12 protein-coding genes are annotated in these 13040 nt (G+C 68.9%); 7 read left to right on the forward strand and 5 right to left on the reverse strand.

The window, feature by feature from the left end:
- Positions 1-5 precede the first annotated feature (5 nt).
- The gene (locus HKK72_RS03830; protein WP_315987060.1) at positions 6-1079 is read right to left on the reverse strand and encodes an aldo/keto reductase; all 1074 of its coding nucleotides are present in this window, start codon (positions 1077-1079) and stop codon (positions 6-8) included.
- A 139-nt stretch (positions 1080-1218) separates the two neighbouring features.
- Here HKK72_RS03830 and HKK72_RS03835 point away from each other — a divergent pair, with 139 nt between their 5' ends.
- Positions 1219-1881 carry a TetR/AcrR family transcriptional regulator gene (locus HKK72_RS03835; RefSeq protein WP_187232823.1) on the forward strand — a complete coding sequence of 221 codons (663 nt, stop codon included), beginning with the start codon at positions 1219-1221 and terminating at the stop codon, positions 1879-1881.
- Positions 1882-1949: 68 nt separating this feature from the next.
- Here HKK72_RS03835 and HKK72_RS03840 read toward each other — a convergent pair whose 3' ends face one another.
- Positions 1950-3329, reverse strand: coding sequence for an SMI1/KNR4 family protein (locus tag HKK72_RS03840; RefSeq protein ID WP_187232824.1), 1380 nt, complete (start codon positions 3327-3329; stop codon positions 1950-1952).
- Between the two features lie 176 nt (positions 3330-3505).
- The gene (locus tag HKK72_RS03845) at positions 3506-4360 is read right to left on the reverse strand and encodes a helix-turn-helix transcriptional regulator (protein ID WP_187232825.1); all 855 of its coding nucleotides are present in this window, start codon (positions 4358-4360) and stop codon (positions 3506-3508) included.
- 100 nt (positions 4361-4460) lie between these two features.
- On the opposite strand from HKK72_RS03845, the gene HKK72_RS03850 reads away from it, so the two are divergent.
- Complete coding sequence (locus tag HKK72_RS03850; protein WP_187232826.1) at positions 4461-5225, forward strand: SDR family oxidoreductase; 765 nt, start codon at positions 4461-4463, stop codon at positions 5223-5225.
- A 103-nt stretch (positions 5226-5328) separates the two neighbouring features.
- Here the strand turns inward: HKK72_RS03850 and HKK72_RS03855 are convergent, their stop codons facing one another.
- Positions 5329-5733, reverse strand: a complete 405-nt coding sequence (locus HKK72_RS03855; RefSeq protein ID WP_187232827.1) for a DUF6223 family protein — start codon at positions 5731-5733, stop codon at positions 5329-5331.
- A gap of 862 nt (positions 5734-6595) precedes the next feature.
- On the opposite strand from HKK72_RS03855, the gene HKK72_RS03860 reads away from it, so the two are divergent.
- Complete coding sequence (locus tag HKK72_RS03860) at positions 6596-8278, forward strand: serine/threonine protein kinase (RefSeq protein WP_187232828.1); 1683 nt, start codon at positions 6596-6598, stop codon at positions 8276-8278.
- 619 nt (positions 8279-8897) lie between these two features.
- Entirely contained in the window at positions 8898-9326 is a 429-nt protein-coding gene (locus tag HKK72_RS03865) for a hypothetical protein (RefSeq protein WP_187232829.1), read from the forward strand.
- Between the two features lie 204 nt (positions 9327-9530).
- Here the strand turns inward: HKK72_RS03865 and HKK72_RS03870 are convergent, their stop codons facing one another.
- A complete protein-coding gene (locus tag HKK72_RS03870) occupies positions 9531-9878 on the reverse strand; it encodes a hypothetical protein (RefSeq protein ID WP_187232830.1) in 348 nt (115 codons plus the stop codon).
- A gap of 189 nt (positions 9879-10067) precedes the next feature.
- Here HKK72_RS03870 and HKK72_RS03875 point away from each other — a divergent pair, with 189 nt between their 5' ends.
- The 3 genes from HKK72_RS03875 to HKK72_RS03885 all read left to right on the forward strand — a co-directional run bounded on the left by HKK72_RS03875 (position 10068) and on the right by HKK72_RS03885 (position 12732).
- Positions 10068-10808 (forward strand): SDR family oxidoreductase, encoded by a 741-nt coding sequence (locus HKK72_RS03875; protein ID WP_187232831.1) that lies wholly within the window; start codon positions 10068-10070, stop codon positions 10806-10808.
- Entirely contained in the window at positions 10795-11886 is a 1092-nt protein-coding gene (locus tag HKK72_RS03880) for a sigma-70 family RNA polymerase sigma factor (RefSeq protein ID WP_187232832.1), read from the forward strand. Before HKK72_RS03875 ends, HKK72_RS03880 begins: the two co-directional genes overlap by 14 nt.
- An 84-nt stretch (positions 11887-11970) precedes the next feature.
- On the forward strand, positions 11971-12732 hold the full coding sequence (locus HKK72_RS03885) for a PH domain-containing protein (protein ID WP_187232833.1): 762 nt from the start codon (positions 11971-11973) through the stop codon (positions 12730-12732).
- The last annotated feature ends 308 nt before the right edge of the window (positions 12733-13040 follow it).

Consider the following 13040-nt stretch of genomic DNA (forward strand, 5'->3'; position numbering starts at 1 on the left):
GGTCCTTAATCGCTTGTCGCTTCGGAGTGATGGGCGGACGCATCGGGTGCGGAGGGTTGTTGCCGGGGGCGGACGTTGAGAGCGCCGTACTGCCCGCCGCGCACCCGCGCGGGGTCGAACAGGTCCGCGAGGAAGGCGATGTCGTCCGCGCTGAGCGCAGCGGCCGTGGCGGCGGCGTTCTGGCGTGCGTACGCCGCCCGCTTCGTGCCGGGGATGGGGGCGATGTCGTAAGGCCGGGCGAGCAACCAGGCCAGAGCGATCTGCCCCGGGGCAGAGCCCCGCTCGTCGGCGAACGCCTTCAGCCCCTCGACGAGGCGGAGGTTCTCCGCGAAGTTCTCTCCCTGGAACTTGGGCAGAGTGGAGCGGAAGTCGTCGCCGGCGAACGAGCTGCCGCCGGTGAAGCGGCCGGCGAGCGCGGCACGCCCCAGGGGGCTGTACGCAACGAAGGTGATGCCCAGCTCGCGGCAGGTGGGAAGCACCTCCTGCTCCACCTCGCGGGCCCAGAGCGAGTACTCGCTCTGCAGCGCCGATATCGGCGCCACCGCGGCGGCCCGCCGCAGCAGGTCCGGCCCGACCGCGCTGAGCCCGATCGCGCGCACCTTGCCCGCGGTCACCAGATCGGCCATCGCGCCGACGGTGTCCTCGATCGGCACCGCGGGGTCGAGGCGATGGCAGTAGTAGAGGTCGATGTGGTCGACACCGAGGCGGCGCAGGCTGGCGTCGCAGGCGGCGGCCACGTACTCGGGGCGTCCGTCGAAGACAGCCCCGCCCTCCGAAGCAGGTCGCGCGCCGAACTTGGTGGCCAGGACCACCTGGTCGCGTCGGTCGCGCACGGCACGGCCCAGCAGCTCCTCGTTGTGCCCGAAGCCCTTCTGGGACCGGCCGGTCGCCGCGCCGGCGGCGCCGTAGATGTCGGAGGTGTCGAAGAAGTCGATGCCGGCGTCGATGGCGGCGTGGATCGTGGCGACGGACTCCTCGTCGTCGGCGTCGCCGTAGAACTGGGACATCCCCATGCAGCCCAGGCCGACCGGCCGGATGGAGATGTCGGTGTGTCCAAGAGTGATACGGGCTTCCCGCACGGCGGCCCTCCCCGATAGGTGTCCACTGGACCGTTACACTCCGCACACTGTAGCGGTCCGCCGGACACGTATCAAGTGTCCGGTGGACCGCTACCCTGGAAGTGCCACCGCCTGCGGCGCCTGAGGTTGAGGAGGTTCGATGGACGACGTGGACGTGCCGGCGTTCCAGCGGGCCAGACGGCCCGAGCAGCGAGAACTGCGCCGGCAGGAGATCCTGGACGCCGCAAAGGCGCTGCTGGCCGAGATGCCGGCAGAGGAGATCAGCCTCCGGGAACTCGCGCGCCGGCTGGGTGTGTCCAAGACGCACGTGGTGCGCTACTTCGAAAGCCGCGAGGGCGTCTTTCTGGAGCTCCTCAACCGACTGCGGCGGTCCTGGCTCGAGGCCCTGGCGACCGAGTGGCCGGCCCCGCCCTGCGAACCCGACCGGGTCATGCGGGCCTGGGCCGACTCCCTCGCCGCCCGGCCGGTCCTTTGCCAACTGTGGAGTCTGCTGCCGAGCGTGCTGGAGCGGAACGTCTCCGCCGACGCCGTGCGCGCCTACAAACTCACCGACCTGGAGCAACGCACCACACTGGCGAACCTGATCAACGACCGGGTGCCGGCCCTCCGCGCGGACGACGCGCTCACGCTGACGCGGTACGCCGTCGTCGCACTGGTCGGCCTGTGGCCGTTCAGCAACCCGACCCCGACCATCGCCCTGGCCACGGCCGACCCCCGGCTCGCTGCTTCTCGGGTGGACTTCACCGCCATGTACGGCGACATCCTTCAGACCACACTCGCCGGCCTCCTCGCGCGCGCATAGACGCTCGGCGGCAGGCGGCTCAGCTGCGTTTCCTCGTCATGAAGCGCGCTACCCGTACGCGGGGCCGACTACGCCGCGGGGCCGAGGTGGCCTTCGAGGATGGTCTGGGTGATCGGGGGGCGGTCCCAGAGGGCGAGGAGTTCGTTGGCGATGGCCACGATCGGGAGCGGGTGCCGGGTGCCGTGCACCTCGATGGCGGCCGCCGAGAGGCCGCGTGGGACGGCCCCGGCATCCAGCAGGACGCGCCACTCCTCCGGCCCGAGCTCGAGGAACTCCAGGCCGGTGAGCTTGGCGATCTCCAGCGGGTCGGCGAGCGTGCCGGGGTAGGCGACGAGGGTCCGTAGCCGGGGCAGCCCGGTGACCGGGGCGAGACTGAACGGAGCATCGTCCCAGACGCCGATGCTCAAGACCTCCAGCTCCGGGTGGGCGGCGGCCTGGACGCTCGTCAGGCTCCGGATGTTGACTCTGGCGACGACCGGCGGCCGGTCCGCACGGTTGCCGAAGTCCCAGTCCTCGCGCCGGTTCACCACCAGGTCGGTAAGGGAGTCGGCGAGCAGGCCGGCGCCGATGTTCTGCTCGTGGCTGAGCATGATGATCTGTCCCACGTGCCCGCGCGGGCCCGGTGTCAGATCGACCACGACCCGGTCGCCGCCGCCGTTGTCGCCGAAGGCGATCCAGCCGGGTGAGCCGACCACCCCCTGCACCGCGGCGCCCGGTGGGGTGACGACCGCTTCCATCGCCCCGAACCGCCACAGGCACGGACGGGACGCCGCGTCGGCGATGTACAGCTCGTCCAGCGGGAAGAGCTCACAGCCGACCGCCTCGGAGACACGCTCCGCCGCCGCGTAGTCCTCGCCCCAGTCCTGCCACCGCCCCCGCGTCACCCGGTAGAGCACCTTGAGTTCGTCGGGCAACGCGACGCCAAGGCGCGCCTCCGCAGCGGCGATCTCCGCCTCGGTGGCGCCGATGGCGCCCCCGATCCGCTTCCGGAGCGTCCGCTCCAGCAGTGTCGGATCCGCCGACGGAGCGGGCACCGCCCCGGCCACCGGGTCGGGAAGCCGACGCCAGGGCTCGGGGACGGAGCCCTCGACCAGGATGAGCGAGCCCGGGTGCGGCCCGAGGCCGGCCTCCACGGCTGGGCTGCGAGTGAACAGGTGGAGCACGGTCCGCCTGGTCGGCTCGATCTCCACCGCGAACGAGATGTCCTCCACACCGGCGTCGGTGAGTGCGCTCTGCACCCGCTTCACCGCGTCCCACTCGTCCTGCATGTCCTCGACCTGGAGGGCACGGCCGGGCGGCGGCAACCGCGGCGGCATCGGCACGCTCCACGAGCCGCGGCCGATCCTCCCCGCCACGTGGCCGCCCGTGGCGGCGAGACTCTCCGCGTTGCCCACCCGCAGGACCCGCAACAGCGGCTCCCAGGTCGCGAAGTCGTGCAGCGAGGGCAACGGCGGCCTCCGATCGTCCCGGTGATCGTAATCAGGCGATTATCCCGGAAAGGCCGTGTACCTGGCGCGGCAGGGCGGCCCGAACGCGCGGGACGGTGGCGGCGGATGGATGTGCGGACGATCCACACACTGGTGGGCCACCGCCGGCCGCTGTACACGTGCATGGTCGGAGCTGGCTAATCGGGCAACGTGTCGGCGGGGAACCGCTCATGTCCCAGCACGCCCAGCAGCTCCAGCTTCTCGTGGCCCTCGGTGCGAGGAGGGGCGGTGAGCACGAGCAGCGCCTGGGACTGGTCCTCGGTGAACAGCGCCTGGCAGTCGAGCTCGATCGGGCCGAGCTGGGGATGGATGAGCGTCTTGTGGTCCTCGAAGCGCTTGGCCACCTCGTGCCGCTCCCACAGTTCGGCGAACTCGCCGCTCGCCTTGCGCAGCTCCCGTACGAGCTCGCCCGCCCGCGACCTCGATCCCATCGACCCGTACGCGGCGCGCAGGTTCGCGACCAGGGCCCGGCTCTGCCGGTCGCGGTCGTCCTCCGGGTAGATCGCCCGTTCGGACGGGTTCGTGAACCACCGGTAGATCTCGCTTCGGGCCAGGCCCGTGTAGCCGGACTTGTCACCGAACAGCGCTTCGGCCATCCGGTTCTGTACGAGGATCTCGCCCAGATTGGACAGGATGAGCGCGGGGGTGTCGTCGAGCCGGTCCAGCACCCGTAGCAGCGCGGGGGCGACGTGCGTCGCCGTGGAAACCGATGCGGGGGCGTTGTGCCCCGCGATTCGGAACAGGTAGTCGCGCTCATCTCCGGTCAGCCGCAGCGCCCGGGCGAGCGACGCGAGCATCTGCTCGCTCGGCTGAGGGCCGCGCTGCTGTTCGAGCCGCGTGTAGTAGTCGGTCGACATCACGGCGAGGGCGGCGACCTCCTCGCGTCTGAGGCCAGGGGCGCGGCGACGCACGCCCGCGGGCAGGCCGACGTCCCCGGGCCGTAGCGCCTCGCGGCGCCGGCGCAGGAAGTCGGCCAGTGCTTTACGGTCCACGCTTCGATTATCGGCGCCCTTCCAGAGGCGAACCAGGGACCGCGGATCCCCCGATGAGCGCTCTCTGCACCCGTCCCCGCCGGACGGGCAGGCTCGAAGCATGAACATCTCCGGAAACACGATCTTCATCCCCGGCTCCACGAGCGGCATCGGCCTCGCCCTCGCGCTGGCCCTGCGGGCCAGGGGCAACACCGTCATCATCGGTGGCCGGCGCACCGAGCTGCTCGAGCGGATCGCCGCGGAGCACCCCGGAATCGACACCGTACGGATCGACACGACCGACGCCGAGAGCATCGGCTCAGCGGCGAAGGAGGTGCTGGCCAGGCACCCGGACCTCAACGTCCTCGTCACGATGTCCGGCATCATGCGCATCGAGGACTGGCATCAGCCCGAATCCTTCCTCGCCTCGGCCGAGTCGGTGATCACGACCAACGTCCTGGGCCCGATCCGCCTCATCGCCGCGTTCATCGAGCATCTGCGGGCGCGGCCGGACGCCACGATCGTCACCGTCTCGTCGGGCCTGGCGTTCACGCCGCTGAAGATCACGCCGAGCTACAACGCGTCGAAGGCCGCGATCCACATGCTCAGCGAGTCGATCAGGCTGCAGCTCGCCGACACGAACGTGAAGATCACGGAGCTTGTGCCGCCGTCCGTCCGTACCTCGTTGCTGCCCGGCCATGAGGACAACGAGCACGCCGTGCCGCTCGACGAGTTCGTGGCGGAGGCCGTCGCCCTGCTCGAGTCGCAGCCCGACGCAAAGGAGATCCAGGTCGAGCGGGTGAAGTTCCTGCGCTACGGCGAGGCACGCGGCGACTACGACCAGGTCGTCGAGACCGTCAACGCGTCCGATCCCCACGGGAAATAGCGTCGCCGGCTGCGCGGGTTCTCGGCAGGGTCCCGGCATGGTCGCGTAGCGTCCGCTTCCGCCACTTGGGGGTGATGCCCGCTGACCCGGCACCATGGCCGGGTCAGCCGGTCCGGCGGGAGCGGGCCAGAGCCAGCCCACCCAGAACCATGCCGATCAGTCCCGCCACCAGGGCCACGATGGCCCCGCCTCGCCCGTTGCCGGTGCCGACGCCACCAGTCGAGTTGGCCAGAGCCACCCCACCGAGAACCATGCCGATCAGCGCCACCACCAGGGCCACGACAGCCCCACGGCCGGCGGAGCGGGCCAGAGCCAGCCCACCGACGACCATGCCGATCAGCGCCACCACCAGGGCCACGCTGGCCCCGCCTCGCCCGGAGCCGGTATCAGCGGCGGCGACGGAGACCTGCGCGGCTGCCGGTGCGGCAAGCCCGAACACCCCGAGCAGGGCGGCTCCGGCCACGGCAAGCACGAGTCGGACCGACGTCAGGGCTCCTGATGAGTTCATGTCTCTCTCTTCTTGTGCGTTTCGTTGCCGGGGTTTGGATGTCGCCTGATCATGTCGCCCGGCGCACCGCCGGTCGTCCTGCAGACGGATGCAATTCGCGCTGCCGCAGGTGGCGCATCCGGTTTGCTGCAGACGCCGCAGGCGGCGCGAAAGTACTGCGTGCGCGGCAGGTGGCCGCTCGTCCGCGAGGGGGAGTCGTCAGCGTCAATGTGGACTCCCAGGACCGCGGCGAATACAGCGGCCGGTAGCTCGATGGCCAATTGGGGAGATCAACGCCTGCGGCCACGTCCCCGTCCCCATATTCGCAACGCCGAAAATCAAGATGCGAACGCTGGCTGATGCACGTAGATTCGCATCAACACCCTCCCGGTGCGAAGGCCACGGGTTACTTCCCTCTCAAGGAAATCCGACCCCGAGGCCGCTCATGTTCTCGGGTAGGCCACAACTCCCGGTGCGAAGGCAACGGATACTTCTGGGATCGCCAGGCGCTTGAAGTCCGCGCGGCAACCCGACCCCGACCACCGCCGTCCCGCAGACCAGATGTCGACGGAAACGAGCCGACTGACACGTGCCGTCATCAACAAGATTCGCTTCGAGTAGCGGATCCGTCGCGAGCGGGGCCACAATCTGGCCCAGCCGGCCGTACTGAGCCCGGCGTCGTCGGATCGGCGAGGGGAACACATCGCCGGGCGGTACGGGCCACCTACCGCGACCAGCACCTCGATGGCGGCCACTCGCGCCGGTGACCTACCCACGGCGGCTGCCCGACCCGACATGGAACCGAATTCCATCACGGAAGGTCTGTTCCCTGAAAAGATCTTTCGGTCGTACATGGGTGTTCTTCTGAAGTGGAGCGGCCTGGATGGAGCCACTGCGGCACGATGATCCGCGCCAGGTCGGGCCGTACCGGCTGGAAGGGCGGCTGGGCGGCGGCGGGATGGGGCAGGTATACCTTGGCCGCTCCCCCGGCGTGCGCCGGGTCGCGGTCAAGATAGTGCGCCCCGACCTGGCCGACGACGCGGGGTTCCGCCGCCGGTTCGCCAGTGAGATCACCGCCGCGCGCAGGGTGGGTGGGTTCTATACCGCGCAGGTGGTCGACGCCGACCCCGACGCCGGCCCGCCGTGGCTGGTCACCGCTTATGTTCCCGGCCCTTCCCTGCACCAGGCAGTGGAGGCGCACGGCCCACTGCCCGCCGCGGCGGTCGGTGTACTCGGGGCGGGCCTGGCCGAAGGACTCGCCGCCATCCATGCCTGCGACCTTGTGCACCGCGATCTCAAGCCCTCCAACGTGATCCTCGCCGAGGACGGTCCCCGGGTCATCGACTTCGGCATCGCCCGCGCGCTGGACGCCACCTCGCACACGCTGTCCCGAGCCGTGATCGGAACCCCGGCGTTCATGTCTCCCGAGCAGGCGCGCGGCCGCCCGGTCGGCCCGGCCAGCGACGTGTTCTCCCTGGGCTCGGTGCTGGTGTTCGCCGGCACCGGGCGCGGCGCTTTCGGCACCGGTCACCCCGACGCGGTCATCTACCGCGTCGTCCACGATGAGCCCGACCTGAGCGGCCTGACCGGCCACCTCACCGGCCTGGTCGCCGCTTGCCTGGAAAAGAACCCCGATGACCGCCCTACCGTCACCGACCTCCTCGACGTGCTCGCCGCTCCCACCGGAGACTCCACGGGATGGCTCCCGCCGAACATCACCTCGATGATCACCGAACGTCACGCGGCCACGCGGGCGCCGACCGGCGGACCATCGTTCGAGGTCTCCATCGACGAAGTCGACGCAGAAGTCCCCGCCCCGGCTTCGGAGACACCGCGGGATACCACCGTGGCCGATGGGGAGCAGAACTGGCCGCAGGGTGTCGGGACCGTTCAGGCACGTGCGGGGGAAACCGTCGCCGGGTACACACCCGTGGCCGTGCCGTGGCTGCCGGGTGAGACGGCCGGTGCGCGGAAGGCGACCGTCGTCCGCTGGCACAAGCAGGTGGGAGACACGGTCACCGTGGGCGAGCCGCTGCTCGAGGTCTCCTCGGTACGGGGCGGCATCGTCATCACCTCGCCGACCAGTGGCATCCTGTACATGGCCTACCGTCGCGTGGGCGAGTCCACCCGCACCGGTTCCGTCATCGCAGGTGTCGGCACGCCTGAGGCGACCGTTCCGTCGGCCCCGCTTCCTCGTCCAGCACGGATCATCATCCTCTCCCTCCTTTCCCTCCTTATCGTGTCCCTCGTCATGGGGGTGGTGAGCGTGGCCAGTCCCCTCTTCACGGACGACATACACAAAGCGCAGGTCGGCGACTGTGTCGCCCAGGAGTATCCCGTGCGCGACAACAAGCTCGACGTTCAGAATGTGAAATGGTTCAAGATGCCGTGCGCGCTCATGAAAGTGCGCTCGTCCTTCGGCGCTGAGAACGACCCCGACGGTTACTACAAGGTGCTCTACCGCGACCCCTCCGGCGAGTGCTCCCGATACGTCAAGAACTGGTCCGACACTGACCACAGGCAGACGAACTGGGGCGAGATGTCCTTGTGCATGAGGAAACTCTGAAGAAGAGGGACCTCGAACGGCATCATCACCGACCACCCGAACCGCATCCGGCAGATCATGACCGACCGCGGCGGCCTGCTTCTTCTGGAGCGCGCTATGGGAGTCCCGCCGGCAGATGGCACGTGTGCTGGAACTCCTCCACACACCGCAGTGACCATCACCGGCCATCGCGGCCACGCTGCTCGCCCGGTGGGCGATCGGCGACTCCCGGCACGTCGGGCTCAGCCAGCCGCATCGTCGCCGTCAGCTGGAAGCCAAATTCCACGGACCTGCGGTTCCTGGCCGAGCTCATGGAGAAGGAACAGCGATCAGCGCTTTTGGGAGTGAGGCCATCGGGCAGCCCAGTCGCTATCCAAGCGACACAATTCTTTGTTCGCACGTGCACTCAGCACGGCACATCGTGATGAAGCATAGGTTAACGGCAAGTGACGTGACACTGCCATGATCCGTCCGAATGCGGCCAGTGTTACAGCTTGCTTGATTTGCACATTAAGGACACCCTTGGCAATTAACTCCCGAACGGGCTGATTGCGGCACCGCAGGCGCTCATTATTAAGCGCTTCACGCGGCCAGCGCATCGGATGGCGAAAGCTCGTCCCTCTAGAGAAGGAGTCCCTTCATGAATCGACGCAAGCGGATGACAGGTTCGCTGATCACCTCTGCGCTCGCTGCGGCAGGCCTCGTGACGGCGGCCGCTACGCCCGCGTTCGCGGCAAGCCACCTGACGATCGGCGTCAACGGCTCCACCGGGGCATACCTCGGCTATGGCAACTGGAACTCGGCTGGCGGCGCGTTTGGAAATGGCACGATAGCGGTCTGCGACCATTTCGAGGACGGCGATAACGGGATAATCGCAGGACTTTACCGGAATAATGGCGCCACGTTGGTCAACCTTGTCAGCGTCAGAGGTGAGAACCGCTGCAATACCAACAGCGTCAAGGCCGATGGTGGCCCCCGGCATGGCGAATTGATCACGTTCAAGGTTTGCTCGATAACTCCTGATGGAGTGTGGAAGAACTGCAGGTCAGAGAACGGATACAATACGTGAACTTCCTGCGGGCGGCGGAATGGGCGGTCGCGCCAAGTAATGGAACCGCCAGGCGAACTTTCTGGGACCGCCGTAGTACTCGCCGAAAATCGGGCGGATATGACTGACCAGCGGTGATTCGGTGGTCCGGGCCGCAGGACCGCCCAGAACGCCAAACCGTGCGCGAGCTCGGCGAGGGCGGCAGGGCTCTTGTGGCCCCGCACGTCATGCGGTCAGCAATCCACTGCAAGCTTCACGAGCACCCAGGGCCTGGAGCCTGGTACTCGCCGCGCTGGAGCAAGGGGCGATCTCGGACCGGTCCACCCGGCCGAAACCATGTGACCGACGGCCGTTAAGCGCTGCCTTCGAGAAGCGTCGCAGGTTGCGATAGCTGACAGGCGCCCCCTTCTGGGCCTGCCGCCGGACCAGCGGCACGAGGGATACGCCGATGAGCCGGGTGACGCCCTCTCCCGGTATCCAGCGTGCGTGCCACGTCTGCACGAGTTTGCGCGGCGGGTCCACCTCGATGATCTCCCCGTCGACGGCCACGTCCGGGGAGCCCATCGCCTTCATCTCCTCGGACGCGAACGCCCGGTGGGCGTCACATATCAACCACGGGCGGCTCGAGAAGGCACTGGCGATGCGAAACCGACCGCGAACTGTGATCTACATCACTCCACTTATTTTGGCTGCGGCGACGGATATCTCTCCGGCGGCCGGTCTTGATACGGACCGAACCCGACCACCACTCCGGAGTGTTCAATGTCCGATCCCTTCCAGACCGCCGTCGTCACCGGTGCCGGCCGCGGTTTCGGGCGCGCGATCGCCGCCGCGCTCGTCACCACGGGTACCGGCGTCGTCGGCATCGCCCGCGACGAGCAGAACCTGCTCGCCGTACGCGACGAACTCGGCGCGGGCTTCACACCCGTCGCCGCCGATGCCACGGGCGAAGCGCTCGCGCACGACGTGATCCGCGAACACCGTCCGAGCCTGCTCGTCCTCAACGCCGGGGCCACGCCGCACATGGCGCCCGTACACGAGCAGACCTGGGAGACCTTCAGCCGCAACTGGCACGCCGACACCCGGCACGTCTTCGCCTGGACCCGGGCGGCGCTGCGGGAACCGCTGGCGCCGGGCAGCGTGGTCGTCGCGATGTCCAGCGGAGCCGTCCTGGGCGGATCCCCGCTCAGCGGCGGATACGCCAGCGCCAAGGCCGCCATTCGGTACATACGTGGGTACGCGGCCGACGAATCGAAGCGGGCCGGGCTGGGCATCCGGTTCGTCACGCTGCTTCCGCAACTGACCCCGGCCGGCGGCGTCGGCTCGGTCGGGGTCGCGGGCTACGCCGCGCGCCAGGGCGTCGATCGGGACACCTTCGTCGAAGGCATGCAGCCGATCCTCACCCCGGAGCAGGTCGCCAAGGCGGTCATGGAAGTCGCCGCCGACCCCGGCAGCGCTCCAAAGTACCAGGTCAGCGCCGCCGGGCTGAATGCGATCAGCTGAGCCGCCGCCTACAGTGAACCTCACCGCATCCCCGGGAGAAGCCGCGATGCCGTCGGACGCCGAGTTCGCCGCACTGGCCGAGCCGTTCCGGCCGGAACTGCTCGCGCACTGCTACCGGATGCTCGGCTCGATCCATGACGCCGAGGACCTGGTACAGGAGACCTACCTGCGAGCCTGGCGCGCGTTCGGCCGCTTCGAAGGCCGCTCCTCGGTGCGGCGGTGGCTGTACAAAATCGCCACCATGGCCTGCCTGACGGCGCTGGAGACCCGCTCCCGGCGGCCGCTTCCGTCGGGTGTGGGTGCGCCTTCGGACGATCACCGGGTGGCCATGGCTCCCCGCGAGCCGTCGGTGGCGTGGCTCCAACCGGCGCCTGACGCGCTGTTCGGCTCCGACGATCCGGCGGCGATCGTCGCCGGGCGGACTGGAGTGCGGCTCGCCTTCATCGCCGCACTCCAGTTCCTGCCCGCCCGGCAGCGGGCCGTACTGACGTTGCGCGACGTACTGGCGTTCCGGACGGCCGAGGTCGCCGAGATGCTGGACACGACGACCGCCGCCGTCGACAGCGCGCTTCGTCGCGCCCGGGCCCATCTGGCCGAGGCCGGACCGGTCGAGGACGACCTGGCCGAGCCGGACGAGGAAACCGAGCGAATCCTCCTCGACGCCTACGTCGACGCGTTCACCCGGGCCGACCCCGATGCGCTGGTGAAGCTGCTGCGGGCGGACGTCGAGCTGGAGATGCCGCCGATCCCGACCTGGTTCACCGGCCGGCCGGCCGTCGTCGGGTTCCTGGCCGGCCGGGTACTGCGCCGGGACTTCTGGCGGATGGTGCCCACCCGCGCCAACGGCCAGGCCGCCCTCCTCGCATACGAGCGCGCGGGCGATGGCCGGTACGAGGCGCACGGCGTCCAGGTCCTGACCCTGCAAGGGCCCCGGATCAGCCGCATCACGGCGTTCAACGACCCGAGTCTGGTGCCGCCCTTCGTTCTCGCGCCCGCGCTGCGCCCTGAACCGGCGGCCACCGCGCCCCGGTCGGCCCACGATGGCCACGGCATCAGCCCGTTCATGTCATCGCACTGAGCCTTTTCGCCGAGGGCGGTCCAGGGGTGGGCGGTCAACTGCACCGGCGTCGTCTCAAACGGAGTGTTATTAAGCTCCAGCCCCATGATCCCCCCGGATGTCCGCGAGCCGCTTGTCCTGCGGTCGTCTCGTAAGGGGGCGGTCCTGTACATCTTGCTGGTCGCATCCGTGTGGTGCTTCATCGCCACCTTGCTTTGGAGCACCGAGAGCGGGATGTGGCTGTTGCCCTTCCTGACGATGGTGCTCAGCCACAGCACATTGCTCTTTCCTGTCGTGTTCGCCGTTCGCGGCGGCGACACGGTGGTGGACGCGCACGGGGTGACCAGGCGGCGCGGTCGCCTCAACGTCCATGTCCCCTGGGATCAGGTCGCCCGCATCTCCTTCAAGGCGGGTGCGATCGGCATTGGCCACCAACTCGTCCTCTTCAGGCGTTCGGGACGTCCGGTCCTCCTTGCCGCCCCGCCGGCGAGTGTGTTCACGACCAAGCGGGAATTGGTCGCACGGCTCGAGCCGATCTATGCGCGGGCCGGGCTGCACCGCCCCCGGGTAGCCGTTCGACCGGTCGCGTCGGGAAGCCGGATGGCCATGGTCATCATGAACGGCATCAGTGTGTTGGTGCTTGGAGGCATCACCACGTGGGCGCTTTTCTTCACCAGCCCCTGGACTCAGGCATGGTGGCCCGGACGTGATGAGGCGTCCCTGCTGCCCGACGCCTGCTCGGTCATCGATCAGGGGACCATCGCCAGGCTGATACCGAAGGCCGAACGACCGGGCCACGACGATCCGGCCTCCTCGCCCGAAATCAGGTCGTGCGCCTGGGGCACTGACGCACCCCACCCGAGATGAGCGTCCGCCTCGAGTTGAACGAACGTTTCAGCGGCAGCGGCGGAGGTGCCTCGGAGCGGACTCACAGGTTCTTCCGCATTCGAGCCGACCACAGCTGTCCCTCGGCGATCTCAGGAGTCGGCGACGAGGCCTGCATAGGTACCCAACGGTGGCCGGACGGATCCACCCGAACCCAGGTGGTCGCCCGCAAAGGCAACGTCCTCGTCACCGTCTCCTACCGCGCCGCCCGCCCCGCAGACCAGATGTCGACGGAAACGAGCCGACTGGCACATGCCGTCATCGGCAGGATTCGCTTCGAGTAGCGATCC

The sequence above is a fragment of the Actinomadura sp. HBU206391 genome, from assembly GCF_014323665.1.
In the GTDB taxonomy this organism is placed as follows: Bacteria; Actinomycetota; Actinomycetes; order Streptosporangiales; family Streptosporangiaceae; genus Actinomadura_C.